The organism is Planctomycetota bacterium, from assembly GCA_016235865.1.
Lineage (GTDB): Bacteria > Planctomycetota > MHYJ01 > JACQXL01 > JACQXL01 > JACRIK01.
Genome location: JACRIK010000018.1, coordinates 62,601 through 78,902, shown reverse-complemented (window position 1 = coordinate 78,902; position 16,302 = coordinate 62,601). Strand labels below are relative to the sequence as shown.

The 16,302-nt window shown below is 50.6% G+C and carries 14 protein-coding genes; all 14 read right to left on the bottom strand.

Annotation, left to right across the window (positions count from 1 at the left end; translation table 11 throughout):
• Nucleotides 1–13: 13 nt before the first annotated feature.
• Nucleotides 14–1,321, bottom strand: coding sequence for a hypothetical protein (locus tag HZA49_05295; protein MBI5778852.1), 1,308 nt, complete (start codon nt 1,319–1,321; stop codon nt 14–16).
• Nucleotides 1,322–1,414: 93 nt separating this feature from the next.
• Nucleotides 1,415–1,894, bottom strand: a complete 480-nt coding sequence (locus HZA49_05290; GenBank protein MBI5778851.1) for an OB-fold domain-containing protein — start codon at nt 1,892–1,894, stop codon at nt 1,415–1,417.
• A 66-nt stretch (nt 1,895–1,960) separates the two neighbouring features.
• Nucleotides 1,961–3,331, bottom strand: coding sequence for a GTPase (locus tag HZA49_05285; GenBank protein MBI5778850.1), 1,371 nt, complete (start codon nt 3,329–3,331; stop codon nt 1,961–1,963).
• Between the two features lie 937 nt (nt 3,332–4,268).
• The gene (gene hydG / locus HZA49_05280; protein ID MBI5778849.1) at nt 4,269–5,648 is read right to left on the bottom strand and encodes a [FeFe] hydrogenase H-cluster radical SAM maturase HydG; all 1,380 of its coding nucleotides are present in this window, start codon (nt 5,646–5,648) and stop codon (nt 4,269–4,271) included.
• Nucleotides 5,645–5,893 carry a hydrogenase maturation nickel metallochaperone HypA gene (locus tag HZA49_05275; protein MBI5778848.1) on the bottom strand — a complete coding sequence of 83 codons (249 nt, stop codon included), beginning with the start codon at nt 5,891–5,893 and terminating at the stop codon, nt 5,645–5,647. The genes hydG and HZA49_05275 overlap by 4 nt, the downstream gene beginning before the upstream one ends.
• A gap of 15 nt (nt 5,894–5,908) precedes the next feature.
• The gene (locus HZA49_05270) at nt 5,909–6,769 is read right to left on the bottom strand and encodes a CoB--CoM heterodisulfide reductase iron-sulfur subunit B family protein (GenBank protein MBI5778847.1); all 861 of its coding nucleotides are present in this window, start codon (nt 6,767–6,769) and stop codon (nt 5,909–5,911) included.
• Nucleotides 6,769–7,335, bottom strand: coding sequence for a 4Fe-4S dicluster domain-containing protein (locus HZA49_05265; protein ID MBI5778846.1), 567 nt, complete (start codon nt 7,333–7,335; stop codon nt 6,769–6,771). The genes HZA49_05270 and HZA49_05265 overlap by 1 nt, the downstream gene beginning before the upstream one ends.
• Nucleotides 7,301–7,852: a hydrogenase maturation protease gene (locus tag HZA49_05260; GenBank protein ID MBI5778845.1), complete on the bottom strand. Its 552-nt coding sequence runs from the start codon at nt 7,850–7,852 to the stop codon at nt 7,301–7,303. The genes HZA49_05265 and HZA49_05260 overlap by 35 nt, the downstream gene beginning before the upstream one ends.
• 53 nt (nt 7,853–7,905) lie before the next feature.
• Complete coding sequence (locus HZA49_05255) at nt 7,906–9,354, bottom strand: Ni/Fe hydrogenase subunit alpha (protein ID MBI5778844.1); 1,449 nt, start codon at nt 9,352–9,354, stop codon at nt 7,906–7,908.
• On the bottom strand, nt 9,336–10,334 hold the full coding sequence (locus tag HZA49_05250; protein ID MBI5778843.1) for a methyl viologen-reducing hydrogenase: 999 nt from the start codon (nt 10,332–10,334) through the stop codon (nt 9,336–9,338). Before HZA49_05250 ends, HZA49_05255 begins: the two co-directional genes overlap by 19 nt.
• 33 nt (nt 10,335–10,367) lie before the next feature.
• Nucleotides 10,368–10,562: a hypothetical protein gene (locus tag HZA49_05245; protein MBI5778842.1), complete on the bottom strand. Its 195-nt coding sequence runs from the start codon at nt 10,560–10,562 to the stop codon at nt 10,368–10,370.
• Between the two features lie 76 nt (nt 10,563–10,638).
• Entirely contained in the window at nt 10,639–11,091 is a 453-nt protein-coding gene (locus HZA49_05240) for a MerR family transcriptional regulator (GenBank protein ID MBI5778841.1), read from the bottom strand.
• 64 nt (nt 11,092–11,155) lie between these two features.
• A complete protein-coding gene (locus tag HZA49_05235; protein MBI5778840.1) occupies nt 11,156–11,608 on the bottom strand; it encodes a hydrogenase iron-sulfur subunit in 453 nt (150 codons plus the stop codon).
• A gap of 14 nt (nt 11,609–11,622) precedes the next feature.
• The gene (locus HZA49_05230) at nt 11,623–16,152 is read right to left on the bottom strand and encodes an FAD-dependent oxidoreductase (protein ID MBI5778839.1); all 4,530 of its coding nucleotides are present in this window, start codon (nt 16,150–16,152) and stop codon (nt 11,623–11,625) included.
• Nucleotides 16,153–16,302: the final 150 nt, after the last annotated feature.

The following is a 16,302-nucleotide window of genomic DNA, read 5'->3' as shown; positions in this document are numbered from 1 at the left end:
ATCTCTCCTCTTTTTATAGGTCTCCATGCGGGATGGCAAACCGGACCACTATGGTCAGGATACCGCCCAGAATCGCCACCCAGGCATAGGTTTTATAACTGATTAAATCTTTGGCCTTGTCCTTGGAGAAGATGGTCCCCTTCAACAGGATAACCACCATTGCCCAATAGACGAAATTAAACAGCGTCTTGGAGTCCGTTATATCCCAGCCCAGCGGGAATCCGGTCCAATAGGTGCCGTATTTTTCGTATTCAATCCAGATACCCAGCGGGAAGGCCGAGATGCCGTAGCAGAGGATGCCCCAGAACAGCGAAGAGGCGGATTTGCCGATAATCCAATCCTGGCGATTCCAGAGATAGTTAAAGGCGTAATAAAAGGCGTGAATCAACAACATCAACGCCACCAACATCAGCACGATATGAACCAACAAGCCGTATTTGTTGGGGTCTGTTTTGTAAGAAATCCCGTAGAATTGGTGTTTTTCCAGCTCATTACCTGTACCGTTTGATCCTAACCTCGGCGGATCGTCAGGTAAAGGTGGCATAGTCGCAATCAGGTTATTCTGGGCATCATTAATTTCCATAAACATGGCGTAACGGGTGTTCTTCTCCCTGGTCGGCAACAAAGCGGTAAACAGGCCGTCGCCGGTGGTTTCCATGGTGGTGACATTGAAATCTGATTTCTGCAGGTTATCCTTCTTGGCCCGGTAATCCTCGCCCTTCATCCAGTAGACCTTGACACCGTCGGCCGGAACCTTAACCGAGCGCGAGGAAACGGTCAGGTTAAAACGGTAGGGATATCCGGCGTCTTCCTCCTTGGCATGCTTATAAACAATCCTCAGATCGCCCTTGGTCAGCATATCTGGCACGCGCGAACTTATGAAACTATTAGATGCAAATACTGCCACCAGGCACAGAAAGATTACCATTATATACAGCGGCGTCTTAGACATAGTTGATTTATCTCCTTCTTTATTGTTAAATACCCGATTCATTTTATCTTTGAACTTGACGTAGGCAAGGATTATCCGCAAAAATAGCATCATGGTCTTAGGATTCATCATCAGCCAGAGCTTCAACGACTTCAACTGGGCCTTAAGCAGCAATACGCCGCCGACCGTGGCCACGGTAATCCCGGTCCAGCGCACAATAATCAGCAAGGTAGTCATCTCAGCCTTAAGCGTCATCGGCAGATAATAACCGATTAGAAACAGGAATCCAAAGGTAAGTATCAGGTAGTAGTATTTCCGATTTTTACGGTAGAGATTGCCGAATGCCAGGGCGTGGATAATGAAGATGACAAGTAAAAATGGATACTTCATCAGGCGTTATTTATCAACCCAGCACATAATTATGAGGTCTAATGTTTAACTGAACAGTACATACAATGAAATTACTGGAATAACAGTTTAATCTTATTTCTTATGTGCTGGGTCAATCACGAACTTATAGCCGTACATCCAATTGCCGGTTTCCTCGCGTTTCTGCTTGCGGAAGACCATCTTGACCCGGGTGCCGGACTTATTCTTGGTGGGTTCGGCCGGATGAACGTCATTCTCGCCGCAATCAACCACCTCACCGATGATATGGATGCCGTCATCCAGTTTAATAATACATATCTTGCGGGGCGACAATTCTCCGTAGCCCATCGCCGGATAGCCCATCACCTCCAGCTGGAACGAAATTACCTCGCCGGTCCGGGCGCATTCATACGGCTCCATATTAATCGCGTGGCATTTGGGACAGGGAAGCCCAACCCGGGGCGGAAACCATTTCTCGGAGCATTTACGGCATCTGGTACCCTGGAGACGATATCGGCCATCATGCTCGCGCCAGGTCTTTATCGTGGAATAACTCTCCAGACGGGGTATCAGTTCGGGAAATTGTGTATTCACCCAGCCCTTCCTTTCTGATTTAGGGAAGGGCTGGGTTCATCCCAACCCTTCTTCATCACTCTTATTTTACGGTCTCGCCAGCATCTGCATCCCGGGCCGGCTTCCGAATTGGCTCTGGCCCTGCCAGCCGAATTTCTGCGCCATAATATCCCCTAACCGTGGCTTAGAAATCTCTTCTATCTCATAGGTCACCTGGACCCAGGGCTTGTTTATCTTGACTATCCGGGCCAGGTTTATCGGGGTGGCAATAATAACCACGTCGCAGGGACAATTCTCAATGGTTTCTTCAAGATCTTTAATCTGCCTGGAACTATAACCCACGGCCGGCAGAACCTGGGTGGTCTTGGGATACTTCGCAAATACCTCTTTGATACCCTGGCTAGCATAGGGTCTGGGGTCAACAATCTCAGCCACGCCGTATTTCTTAGCCGCGATAAAACCAGCACCATAGCCCATCTCGCCGTGCGTCACGGTCGGGCCGTCCTCTATAACCAGGACCTTTTTCCCCTTAATCTTATCCGAGTCAGAAACAAAGACCGGCGAATTAGCCATAATTATCTGGGCATTGGGATTATACTGCTTAGCATTCTTGAGGATGGACTCCACATCCTCGGTCTTGGCCGTATCCACCTTATTTATAATCAGAACATCAGCCATCTCGAAATTCTCCCGGCCCGGGTAATAGGAGAGTTCGTGTCCCGGCCGGAGCGGGTCGCAAATCGTGATGTGTAGGTCCGGCTTGTAGAATGGCGTATCGTTATTGCCGCCGTCCCAAATAACCACATCCGCTTCCTTTTCCACCTCGCGCAAAATCTTCTCGTAATCCACACCGGCATAGACCAAAGCGCCTTTTTGGAGATGCGGCTCGTATTCCTCACGCTCCTCAATGGTGCAATCGTATTTGATAAGGTCTTCAAAGGTGGCAAAGCGCTGGACCGTGCTCTTGACCAGGTCGCCGTAGGGCATGGGATGGCGCACCACCGCGGTCTTCTTGTTGTATTTCTTGAGGATATCAACCACCCGACGGCTAGCCGGGCTTTTGCCGGCGCCGGTCCGGACCGCGCAGACCGCGATGACCGGCTTGGTGGACTTGAGCATCACCTTAACCGGGTCCAGCAGGGTAAACTCCGCCCCGGCGGCCTGAACCATCTTTTTCTTGCCATCAATATATTCGTAAGAAACGTCGCTATAAGCAAACACCACCTCCTGAACCTTATGCTCTTTAATCAGGTCAACCAACATGGCCTCCGGCTTAATCTGGATTCCCTTGGGATACATTGAACCGGCCAGTTCTGTCGGATACATCCGGTTATCAATATTAGGTATCTGGGTAGCGGTAAAGCAGACCACCTCATAGTCCGGATTATCCCGGTAGAGGGTATTAAAGACGTGGAAATCCTTGCCGGCCGCGCCCATAATCAACAGTTTTCTCTTCATGCGTAGAACCTTTCTAATTAGCCAGTGTCAACCCCGTTAGAGATAGGTCATTCCATCGGGATGACCGTATTACCAGTATCTTGTTACTAATCACCATTACTAAATATCCTGATACTACTAATCATTTAGTATATTAAACATCTCTAACGGGGTCAATAAAAATGGTATTTTAATGATTGATAAAAACTATCTGACCACTATCACCTCACCCCCTAACCGCTATGACCTCGCCGATGATGCTGACGAATTATCTGTAAATAGATAAATGAAAGCCAACTAAGTATTTTACCGATTCCTTCTCAGTAAAAACCAATAAATAACCTCTTTTTTTACCACCCTATAGGGATGGTGAGCATACACCGATGATAGTGCCGGTGACGTGCCTCCGTAGCGCCGGAAGCATACCTCCGTAGTGCCGGAAGCATACCTCTGTAGCGCCAGAAGCATACCTTCGTAGCGCCAGAAGCATACCTTCGTAGCGCCTGGAGCATACCTTTGTAGCGCCTGGAATGTACCTTTGTAGCGCTTGGAATATACCTTTGTAGCGCCTAGAATATGCCTCTGTAGCGCCTGGAATGCACCTCGGTAGTGCCGGTGACGTACCTCCGTCGGGCCGATAACGTACCTCCGTAGCGCCAAGGGTACTACCCCCCACCATACCCCCTCCCCCTAGTTTTGCAGAGTAATATTTTATACAATATTCTATAGCATAATGAGTTATATAAAAAAGACATGATAATTATGCTCGGATTATGACAGGAACCAAGGTGGAATTTAGGGTTTATCCCTTTGTGGGGTTTATACTGAAAGAATTCTAAATGGCTTAACCCCGATATGCATCGGGACCCCGCTGATGCAGGATAAGGGGCTGTAATTCGCCCTAACCATTCGCTTTGCTCAGGATAAGTCGCAGTAATTAATTGCGTTCAAACCGCGACTAAAAATACAAATCGCGTTTGCCGTTCTTGATATCGGCCAGGCGCCGGCGGGTTTCGGCGCGAATCGGCTCGTCTTCTATCTGCTCCAGATAATCCACGATGAGCTGCATTCCTGATTCCGTAATGCCGTTGGTGGTGCAATCATAGAGGTATTCGGCAAAGGTCAGCAGCGCATTAGGCCGGCAGAATTTGTGGATTTCACCGGGCTTGGATAGTTTCATAAACCGTTCGCCGGTCCGGCCGCTCCGGTAACAGGCCGTGCAGAAACTGGGTATCATCTTGTCCTTAATCACTTCACGGATAACCTCTTCCAAAGAACGGTTGTCGTGGACCGTGAACTGGGCCTGCAGTGATGCCTTGCCGTAGCCGCCGGTGGTGGTGACCGAGCCGGCGCTGGCCTGGGAAATGCCTATCTTAAAAGCAATCTTTCGTATCTCAGCACTTTCACGGGTGGAGATAATCATCCCAGTATAGGGCACGGCCAGACGCAATATAGCAATAAGCTTCAGGAAATCATTGTCAGAGACCGGGTATTCCGGTTTATAATCCACGCTGCTGGCCGGGCAGATTCTCGGCACGGAAATAGTATGCGGACCTACTCCGTAGGTCTGATCCAGATACAAGGCGTGCGCCACCAGGCCCAGCGTCTCAAAACGCCAGTCATAAAGACCGAAGAGAACACCCAGGCCCACATCGTCAACCCCGGCCTCGAAGGCCCGGGTATGGGCGGTTATCTGGCGGTCATAATCGGCCTTGGGGCCTTGGTGCAGTTTCTCATAGGTCGGTCGGTGGTAGGTTTCCTGGAAGAGCTGATAGGTGCCGATTTTGGCGGACTTTAGTTTCCGGTAATCATCCACGGTAGTGGCCGCGATATTGACATTGACACGCCGGATATTGCCCTTGGGAGTCCGGACCGAGTATATCCGGTCAATCACGTCAACCACATAATCAATCTCATTATGGGCCGGGTCTTCGCCTAATTCAAGAAGAATCCGTTTATGGCCGTGATTGATGATAAATTCGGCCTGCTGGGCTACTTCGTCAAGGGTCAGCCGCCGGCGCGATAATTCCTTATTCCGGGTATGGAAATTGCAATATGCGCAGTCATTGACGCAGTAATCAGAGACGTATAATGGCGCAAAGAAAACCAACCGCTCACCGTAAATCTCCTGCTTAATCAGGGCGGCCGTCTCAAAGAGTTCCTTTAATAACGATTTATCCTTAATATTAACCAGGTAGGCGACTTCTTCTACGGTTAATCCCTTTTTAAGGCGGGCCTTGGCTATGATACGGCGGATGGCCGCCGGCGCAGAATCCTGGCTTTCAGAGAGCATCCTGCTTAAAGCTTCTTCATTAATAATGGATTGTGCCGTCTTCACTCTTGCTTACCCTCGATAGTATTCACGATGATAATATGGTCCGGTCTTTTGGTAAAAGCCAGCCGCGCCTTTTCCATAATAGTTTCCTTGGCCAGGACCTTAAAGCAGGTCCGGAATGCTCTTTCGCTCAGGTCGGCCTTTTTCCCCAGGCCAATCTGAACCTTGGTTACCTTAACAATATCATTCTTAGCGGCTTGTTTCTTAACCTCTTCCACCACATCAGCCGTCAATCCCCATTCGTGCACAATAGCCTCCTTTGCCTAAACGTTCATTGTCGCTTCTGTCAAATGCTTATTTACTCCCATTTCCTTGGGACTATAACCGAATGCCAGACCCATCAGTTGGGTAAAGTAATATATCGGGATGTTGTAATCGGTATTGTATTTGGCATTAATATCCGTCTGCCTGGTGTCCAGATTGGCGTGGCAGAGCGGACAGGCCACGGCAATGGCATCAGCCCCGACCTCTTTGGCGTTCTTGAGAATCTTCTGGGTCAGGGTCAGAACCGCATCGGTTTCGCTCAGGGCAAAGCTGGCGCCGCAACAATCGGTCTTATAAGACCAGTCCAGGATTTGATAACCGGTATTTTCCAGAACCTTGTCCATGGTCATCGGGTATTCCACATCGTCAAACTGCATTACCTTGGGCGGCCTGGTCAGCAGACAGCCGTAATAACACACTACCTTTAACGCCTTGTCCTTATGGTTTTCTTTAACCTGAGCTTTTAATGCGTCCGGAGGTATCTGAGCGAATATTTCCAGCGGATGTAAGACCTTGACTTTATTCTGGAATGATGAACCGATAACCTCCTTGACATCCTCGGCCAATTTATTGTCGTGCCCCATTTCATAGGTGGCGAACTTAAACCTGGAATAGCAGGCCGCGCAGGGAACCACCACGTCCTTAGCCATGGTCTCAACCAGGGAAAGATTCTTAACCGGCAAGGCAATGGACAGGAGATGTGAAGCGCTATGGGCCGGTGAAGTCCCGCAGCAAACCCAGCCCGGAACCTCGGCCAGTTCTACTCCCAACTTCCCGGCCACCTTCTTGAATGACACATCATATTCAGCGCCGGTGGAATGCAGCGAACAGCCCGGATAATAAGCATATTTTGTATTCATTAGTTACTCCTATCTTTCTTGGCAGACCTGGAGAATATCTTCCAGGTGGTCAGGGTCCGGCCCGGGGAAACCGAAGGAATAATCTTCAGTTTGCCCTTCATAAACATCTTCATGCCCAAGCCCATATCCTTAAAGAACTCAAAGGTGCGCATCTTCAGGTCGCCAATCATGCCCAGTTCATACATCCGGCCCAGCCATTTGATGTTGCGCAAGGCCGCCTTATTGAACGTATGCACGCTGGAAACTGGGGGTTTAATCCCCTCGGCCACCGCAAGGATCTTGACCGTATCCATCACCCTGGCAATATCAACCTCCTGCGGGCAGCGGGTCGTGCAGGTCTGGCAGGAAGAGCACATCCACATAGTCTTGCTGTTAATGACAATATCCTTCAATCCCAGGCGAATGGCGTGGATAAGCTGAGCCGGAGTATAGTCCATGGCATAAGCCATCGGGCATCCGGCCGAACACTTCCGGCACTGGAAACACAGATTGACATTTACCTTGATTTTATCGTCCATCTGTTTAAGGAACTTAGCATCGGGCATTACAGTTGCTTGGGTTGGCATATTTCAAATTCTCCTTGTTTATTTCATGATTCAAATATCTATTATAAATAAGCTCGCTCATATTAATAACCGATTTCTTAAGCGGCTCTGACAGCCCCCTGGTCATTTCCTTGGGAATCCCCTGCGGCTGGCAGGCCAGAATCACTATCCCAACACCGCAGATATCCCTTAATTCCCTAAGCAGATTTGATGTCGGTCCCTGGTGGAACGAGAAATCGTCTACCTTTTCCTTGCAGAGATTATCCAGCGGAATTTCGAATATCTCGCCCGGCTTCTTACCTTCACAGGTAACCGCATCGACCACCACAATACATTTTGGCCTCTGTTCGCTCAATAAAATATCAAATATAAATCCCCGGGTGGATAAACCCAGGTTTACCACCGCGGCATTTTCCGGTATCTTATAATTGCTTGAAATATAATCGGCCACATCCGGCCCGAATCCGTCATCGCCGTAAAGGATATTGCCGCAACCCAGCACCAATATATTCTTACTATAATAATCAGATGTTTCCATAATGGGTATATAGGGGCGCCCCATTAGCCGGGACGCCCCTATTTTTGTCCTTTTTAGTTTACCAGTGTATCAACCACTTTGCCCTTGGCATTCATAATGGTAACCTTAACAGGTAAAGTCCCGTCAAGATTATGCGTCGCGCAAGACAGACAGGGGTCATAAGCCCTGATAGCCATCTCCACCTTATTCATCATACCCTGATCATATTTTCCGCCTTTAATCAGGAGTTGGGCCGCCTGCTTGACGGACATATTAATCGCGGCATTGTTGTGGGTGGTGCCAACTATCAGATTGCAATTAGTCAAGAGACCGTCCGCATCGGTGGTATAGTCGTGAATCAGCGTCCCGCGGGGCGCTTCCACGCAACCTACTCCACGTGCGGCCCTGGGCGTTACCTTCACCCGGGTCTCCTTGCCTGTGATATCCTTATCGTTCAGGAGTTCCACCGCATGTTCCGCATGATACAGGAGTTCAATCAATCTGGCCCAGTGATAAAGCAGGGTCAATTGGGCCGGTCGGCCGAAGTTCTTGCGGAATTCCTCAAATTCCTTCTGCGCCAGCGGGGTAGCCATTTTTTCCGCCACGTTAATGCGGGCCAATGTATTGGTCCGGTAGATTCCCTTAGGATTGTTCAAATCCATAGAGAAGCCCTCACCCCAGGTCTTGGCATACGGGAACTTGAGATATGACCAGTTAAGGATTTTCTCCTCGATGTAATCCGTGTACTTGTCATAGGTAAAATCGGTGTATGTGCCATCCGGCTTCATCAATCTGATTTTACCGTCATAGCAATTAAGCGCTCCATCCTTGTCCACCGTTCCCATAAATCCAGTCTTAATGACCGCTAAGGTCTTTACAACATCAAGGTATTTGGGGAAGATGCTCTCCTTAGCAAACTTGATGGAGAACTTAGCAAACTCCAATACCTCTTCAGCCATGGGCAGGACCTTTTTGCGTTCATCCTCGGTAAGCGGCTTGGAGAATCCGCCCGGAACCGCTGTGACCGGATGAATGGACTTACCGGAAACGATGTTAAGCATCCTGGCGCCCAGGTGCCTGTTACGAACCACCTTCTTGCCTATCTCAGGATTGGCCTTGGCAATCCCAATGACATTTCTTACTGACGGATCGGCATCCGGTCCCATTACGAAATCCGGACCGCCCAGGAAGAAGAAATGCAGGATATGCTCCTCGGTATAGGCAATACTGTTGCAGAGGTCTCTCAGTTTTGCCCCGGTCGGAGTCGGTGCCACCCCGAAAACCGCATCGCAGGCCTTGGCTGCCGCCAGATGATGCGACCAGGGACAAACACCGCAGATGCTCGTGACGATACGAGGCATCTCTTCCACAGGCCGGCCCAGGCAGAACTTCTCGAAACCTCTGAGTTCCACGACATTTACCCATGTATCTTGGACATTGCCGCCGTCATCCAGTTGAATGGTTATCTTGGCGTGACCTTCAATTCGGCTGACCGGCGCAATAGTTATGGTCTTGCCTGGCATTCTGCGCCTCCTTTCTGTGCTTGGGCTCCACCCTTTGGTTCAGGTATGGGCTTCAAGCGTCCCTGACCGCCGATATACCTGTTAAGCAAAGCCCTGCGGTCTGCAACTTGTTTGGCATCTAGTCCGATTGAGGAAATCGCCGTCATCATATCAACCAATGGATTGGCGCCTTTGCGGATTGGCCCAAAACAGCCGCGGCAAGGCATATAGCCCTTGATGCAACGTGGCACTTTTGATTCACCTGGCTCGGTGGTCCCACCGGCGCATCCGGCTTTGGTCACAGGACCCAGACAAAGGAATCCCTGTTCCATAAAGCAACGGGTATTTTCCCATGGCTCACCCTGCTTAAAGGTAATCGATTCCAAAGGTCTCTTAATCTGGCCGCCGGCGGCTTTCTTCTCCCGCTTGGTCGGGCATTCATCACAGACGCTCTTTTCCGGCATGACAAAAGGCTTGCCGGTCAGAAGAGAAGTCAATGCGCCGACCACCCAGTCCGGAGACGTCGGGCAGCCGGGGATGGCCACATCAACCTTAATCACCTCGTCCAAAGCATATACCCTGTCAAGGAGTGGCGGTAGGTTTTCCTTGGGGGTCTCGCCCTTCTCTGTCGTGACGCTGTCACGATAGACCTTGTCATAAAGGCCCTGCAGATTCCACATGTTCGCCATAGCCGGAATTCCGCCAAAGCAGGCGCAGGAGCCGAGCGCAACAATGGTCTTGCACTTCTTGCGCATTTCCTCAGCCACATGCTTTTCCTTTTCATTGCGGATACCGCCGGAGATGATTCCCACATCTGCCTGGGGAATCTCCATAGCGCTCTTCTCGCCGACCTGCCCGAAGTATTTGTTGTCCGCCAGCACCGGGATGTGCACGAACTCCAACTGGGGCAGAAGGTCCAAGAGCGGTTCGCCTATGTCCAAAATAGTAACTTCACATCCGCCACAGATGTTCAGCCACTCTTCAGCCACTCTTACTGGCATATTTCCCTCCTTTCGGGTTTATAATATTATTCTTTAACTCGCGGTAGTTGACGCGGCAGCCACACGCCGAGTATAAATATAATGTTTGCCTTCCTCCTGGATTAATTGGACGTCAAAGTTATCCTTCTTGTAACCAGATGCGGCATTAAGGGCATCACCCTCGTTGTCATAGACCTTGCCGTCCCACATATATTTCTTGTTGCTGATAACGCGGTAATTTATTGGCATACTTTAACTCCTTACTGGCTGTTAGCGACGAAGGAGCTTTACAGCCAGTTATCCCGATAGTTTTTATCGGGATGATTCATTTGGCTCTAACACCACCCGCCTCGTAGGCAAAGTGGCTCTCGTATTTCTTGTTTTGCTTACCACATAAAGACGTCTTAATAATAAAAATCGGACAAGAGGGACAAGCCTTACCGTCGCATATTTTATGGTGCGTCACTACCTCCCAGCATTGCTTGTCTAATTTACCGTAGGCCGGACATTGCCGGCGGTTGCACTGCTTGATTTCCCAGCAAGAAGACCTGAGATAAAACTCCTTCAGCCCGTTAATGGTCATCCTTTTCTCGGCCAGATAATATCTGATATCCTTGATAAAACCCGCCTCGTTAACCGTGAATAAGCGCCGCCGGTTGACCTTCTTCGGTTTGATTAATCCCTGTTTCTCATATTCTCGCAGCATCCTTATCGGAGTCGAGCAGAGCTTGGCCACAACCGAAATAGAATATAGTGGAAGGTTATTGTCTATCTTCATACTAACTCCTTTTACCCTCTCCACCGCCTCAACGCCCTACTATAGGGCGCTCCTACTAAACTAACTAATACTGCCTGAACGAGCTGGGACCAAGATTCTTTATCTGCTCTGTCATATCCTTGATAACCTGGGCGAAGCGCGGGCCTTCCGAAGCCGAAACCCATTCCAGCCGGAACCGATCCCGTTCCACACCCATATCATCCAGCAAAAGCTGGATGGCCTCTATGCGCCCCTGGGCCTTTAAGTTTCCTTCCAGATAATGGCAATCGCCGATATGGCAACCCAACATCAAAACCCCATTAGCTCCTTTGGTTAATGCCTCCACGACTAAATTAGGATGAACCATGCCTGAGCACATTACGCGGATAATGCGAATATTTGACGGATACTGTAAACGTGATGTCCCGGCCAAGTCTGCGCCGGCATAAGAACACCAGTTACAACAGTAAACAATAATTAATGGTTCAAATGTATTAGTCGCGGTCTGTTCCCCGGTTGAAGTTTGTGTCTCACTCATAATCTACTCCTCATTTAAGTTGTCGACGACTCTAATGCTGCGGCCACCATCGCCTGTATCTGCGGCAATTTAAAGTTATTGACCACAATACCACCCTTGGGGCAGGTGGCCTGACAGACCCCGCATCCCTTGCAGAGCGCCAAATCACGGTCAATCGTCTTCTTGATCGCCCCGTCGCGGGCATACTCAATCAAGGCCAGCGCATGGTACGGGCAGGGGTCAACGCAATAAGCGCAGCCATCGCAATTCTCGTCAACCACCTCGCTGACAATCGCATCAAGTTCAATCCTATCCTTACCTAAAATAGTTGATGACCTTGAAGCCGCGCCGCAGGCCTGAATAATACTTTCATCTATATTCTTCGGTGAATGCGCCAAGCCGCAGAGATAAACGCCTTCCGTGGCAAAGTCCACCGGCCGCAACTTCATATGGGCCTCCAGGAAGAACTTGTCCGCGGTCAGCGGAACCTTGAGCTTCTTGGCTAATTCCTCATTGCCCGGCTCGGCAACCGTGCCGGCTGACAATACTATTAAGTCTGTCTCCAACATTACCCTCTGGTTGATGATCGGGTCGGTAATAGTTACAGTCAGCTTGCCGTTCTTCCGGGCCACTTCCGGCTTCTCGTCATCATTATGACGCAGGAAAACCACACCCTGCTCGCGCGCATTACGATAGTATTCCTCGTTAAACCCATAAGACCTGATGTCGCGATACAGGACATAAACCGGCGCCTCCGGCTTGAATTTCTTAAAGCGCAGGGCGTTCTTTATGGCCATAGAACAGCAGATACGCGAGCAATAAGGATGTTCCTTGTCGCGCGAACCCACGCACTGAATCATCACCACGGAATTCACCTTGTCCAAATCCGGGTTGCTGGCCGCGCCCACCAATTGCGGCTTGGAAACATAAGAACCCTGCGTATGCGGCTCGATATTCGTCTTGCGGGCTATCTTTTCCTCAAACTTTACCTGCGTAATGACCATTGAGTCCTGGCCATAGAGATACTCCTTGGGCTTGTATTCCTCAGCTCCGGTGGCTACCACTGCTGTGCCGTGTTTGAATACCACCTCGCCTTTAGGCGTTTCCAGGGTGGTCTTGAAATTACCCATTGAACCCTCAATCACCTTTACATTGGTTGAGGTATATAACTTAATCTTGGGATGTGTGCTGACTTTGCTAATCAAAGCCGTCAATTCATCCTGCGGTTTATAACTTTCTTCCAGCATGTAATAAAGGTGTTTCATCTGGCCGCCCAGCTCCTCAGAACGCTCCACCAGATGCGTGGTAAATCCCTGATTGGCCAGTTCCAGCGCCGAGGTCATTCCGCTGGCGCCTCCGCCGATGACCAGTGCATCATGCTCCACATCAAGCGAACGGTTATAGAGCGGCTCCAGCATCCGTGACTTGGCAACTGCCATCCGAACCAGGTCCTTGGCCTTCTGGGTGGCCTTGGCCGGCTCGAACATATGCACCCAGGTATTCTGGTCGCGGATATTCGCCATCTCAAACAAGTATGGATTCAGGCCCGCCTCGCGGCAGGTATTGCGGAACAGCGGCTCGTGCGTGCGCGGCGTGCAGGATGCCACTACCAAGCGGTTAAGATTATGCTCCTTAATCATCTCCTTGATTTTCTTCTGGGTATCGGACGAACAGGTATATAAACTATCTTCCACATAAACCACATTGGCCAGGGTCTTGGCATAATCCCTGATAGCCGGCACATCAGCCACGCCGCCGATATTCTTGCCGCAATGGCAGACGAATACGCCGATGCGCGGCTCCTGGCCGGTCACATTCATCTCGGACGGATATTCACGCTTGGAAATCAATGTCCCGCGCGCCTCGCTCAACAACATCATGGCCTTGGAAGCCGCGCCGGATGATTGCATTACCGTCTCAGGAATATCCTTGGGCTCGGTAAACGGGCCGCAGGCATAGATGCCCGGCCGGTTGGTCTCGACCGGAGTAAATTTGGTGGTCTGGCAGAACCCGTGCTTATTGAGTTCTATATTAAACGTCTTGGCCAGGTTCCTGACTGAGGCCGGCGGATTCAGACCGCAGGACAGCACCACGATGTCAAATTCCTCTTCGACCTTCTGGTTCTTCTCGTCGTAATAGGTAACCAGCAGATTCTTGGTGGCTGGAATTTCCCTTATGGCCGACGGCTTGCAGCGGGTATATTTGATGCCCTGTTCCTTGGCCCGTTCGTAATACTGTTCAAAACCCTTGCCAAAGGCGCGGATATCAATATAGAAAATATGGCATTCCAAATCCTGCTGGTGTTCCTTGGCGATAATCGCCTCCTTGGTCGCATACATACAGCAGACCGAGGAACAATAATTGTGGTCCACTTCGCGGGAACCGACGCACTGGATAAACCCAATCTTCTTGGGATGTTTCTTGTCAGACGGCCTTAGAATCTGCCCGGTATAAGGACCGCTGGCCGACATAATTCTTTCAAACTGCAGCGCCGTTACCACGTTATCATAGCGGTCAAAACCCAGTTCCTTTTTCTTCTCCGCGTCAAATAGTTCAAATCCCGGCGCCAGGATGACCGCGCCGGTATTAATAATCTGTTTCTCTTCCTTTACCATATCGTGATTAACCGCCTTGGCGCCGCAGGCCGCCACGCACAACAGACACTCGCAGCAGACCGAGCAGGACAGGCACCTGGACGCCTCTTCCTTTGCCTGCTCTTCGGTATAGCCCAGTTCCACTTCCTTGAAATTACCCACCCGCTGGGCCACCGGCAATCTGGGCATCTTAACCCGCGGTTTCTTTTCAATGCCTTCAATATCCTTCTTGGTCTTGGTCCGCTCCGGCTCCTCCCGCCCCATCTTCAGGTCTTCGCCCTTGAGATAGCGGTCAATAGAAACCGCTGCCCGGCGGCCTGACTCAATGGATTCTATGGCCGTGGCCGGGCCTGAAACCGCATCGCCGCCGGCAAAGATGCCCGGCACCGCGGTCTCTAAGGTAATCGTATCCACCTCAAATAAGCCCATCGGGTTGTTCTTTATGCCCGAACCTTTTACTGCCTCAAGTTCCGGCTGCTGGCTGATGGCCGGAATCAAAACATCGATCGCGATGGTAAACTCAGAACCCTTAAGCGCCACCGGCCTGCGCCGGCCTGAGGCATCCGGCTCGGATAGTTCCATCTTAATGCATTCTAACTTGGTCACCTTACCGCCTTCGCCCAATACCTTGGTCGGCGCGGCCAGGAATGTAATCTTAATACCTTCTTCAATGGCCTCCTCAATCTCCCAGGGATTGGCCGGCATCTCATTACGGCTCCGGCGATAAACGATATTGACCTCGGATGCGCCCAGACGCCAGGCGCTGCGCGCCGCATCCATCGCCACATTGCCGCCGCCGATGACCGCCACTCTTTTGCCCTTGATATTATCGGGTTTATCTAAATTAAGATTCCTCAATAAACTAACCGCGTCTATCACACCTGAGAAATCATTCTCGCCCGGGATATTGAGTTTCAAACCCTGCCAGGCGCCGATGGCGATAAAGATTGCCTTGAAACCTTGTTTCTTCAAACTATCTATGGTCACGTCTTTTCCCAATGCAACATTGGTCTTTAATTCCACGCCCAAATCAAGCACCGCATTCTGGACCTCCTGCTTGATTACCTCCTTGGGCAGGCGATATGAAGGTATGCCGTATCTGAGCATTCCGCCGGCCTCGGGCAGTGACTCAAACATCGTCACCTGGTATCCCCTGAGCCGCAGTTCCCGGGCCGCCATCAGTCCGGCCGGTCCGGCACCGATAATTGCCACCCGTTCATCTTTCTGTGTAATCTGCGGAACCGGCGGTTTCTGGTCCGGATGCGCCGCTTCCCAGTCAGCCAGGAACCGTTTCAGGACCGCGATAGAAACCGGCTCGTCCAGTTCATTACGGGTGCATTCGAATTCACAAGGGTGCGGACAGATGCGTCCGCAGATTGACGGGAATGGATTGTCGCGCCGCTCTACCTCCAGCGCCTCGGCATACCGGCCCTGGGCAATCAGGACTACGTAGGCGTGGGCATTGACATTGGCCGGACAGGCAAACCGGCAAGGGCTGACGCCTTCCTTGTCTATGGAAAACGCGCCCGGCACGGCCTGGGGATAGCGCCGGTATATGGCGTTGCGCTTGATTAAATCGGTGTCAAACTCGCTGTCCACCTTGACCGGGCATTTCTCCACGCACAAACTACAGCCCGTGCATTTATCCAAATCAATATAACGGGCCTTCTTATTGATGGTCACCTTGAAATTGCCTGGCTCGCCTTCTATCTTCTCCACCTCGGCGTCGGTGATTCGGTCTATATTAAGATGGCTGCCGGTATCGACCAGACGCGGCGCCAAGGTGCACATGGCGCAGTCATTGGTCGGGAATGTCTTGTCCAGTTGGGCCATGGTCCCGCCGATACACGGCTCCTGCTCTATCAGATGGACCTTGTATCCGGACTCGGCTAAGTCCAGGGATGCCTGCATTCCACCCACGCCGCCGCCCACCACAACCACAGAACCTATCTTTTTCTTATTCTCGCTCATAATTATTGCTCTATAAAAAGGTTATTAAGACCTGTCTGCTGTATAGCAGTTATTTTGTTCATATCGTGCAGACAGGTTTGTGATAATAATCACTACATGACATTGTCATGCCTTCAAGTCAGCTTGTGATGGTTATCACAATCACTATCT

What these genes read in the sequence shown, in the direction of transcription:
- HZA49_05295 (MBI5778852.1), bottom strand. Translation starts at nt 1,321, where the DNA reads ATGAAGTATCCATTTTTACTTGTCATCTTCATTATCCACGCCCTGGCA.
- HZA49_05285 (MBI5778850.1), bottom strand. Translation starts at nt 3,331, where the DNA reads ATGAAGAGAAAACTGTTGATTATGGGCGCGGCCGGCAAGGATTTCCAC.
- HZA49_05270 (MBI5778847.1), bottom strand. Translation starts at nt 6,769, where the DNA reads ATGAATACAAAATATGCTTATTATCCGGGCTGTTCGCTGCATTCCACC.
- HZA49_05265 (MBI5778846.1), bottom strand. Translation starts at nt 7,335, where the DNA reads ATGCCAACCCAAGCAACTGTAATGCCCGATGCTAAGTTCCTTAAACAG.
- HZA49_05260 (MBI5778845.1), bottom strand. Translation starts at nt 7,852, where the DNA reads ATGGAAACATCTGATTATTATAGTAAGAATATATTGGTGCTGGGTTGC.
- HZA49_05255 (MBI5778844.1), bottom strand. Translation starts at nt 9,354, where the DNA reads ATGCCAGGCAAGACCATAACTATTGCGCCGGTCAGCCGAATTGAAGGT.
- HZA49_05250 (MBI5778843.1), bottom strand. Translation starts at nt 10,334, where the DNA reads ATGCCAGTAAGAGTGGCTGAAGAGTGGCTGAACATCTGTGGCGGATGT.
- HZA49_05245 (MBI5778842.1), bottom strand. Translation starts at nt 10,562, where the DNA reads ATGCCAATAAATTACCGCGTTATCAGCAACAAGAAATATATGTGGGAC.
- HZA49_05240 (MBI5778841.1), bottom strand. Translation starts at nt 11,091, where the DNA reads ATGAAGATAGACAATAACCTTCCACTATATTCTATTTCGGTTGTGGCC.
- HZA49_05235 (MBI5778840.1), bottom strand. Translation starts at nt 11,608, where the DNA reads ATGAGTGAGACACAAACTTCAACCGGGGAACAGACCGCGACTAATACA.
- HZA49_05230 (MBI5778839.1), bottom strand. Translation starts at nt 16,152, where the DNA reads ATGAGCGAGAATAAGAAAAAGATAGGTTCTGTGGTTGTGGTGGGCGGC.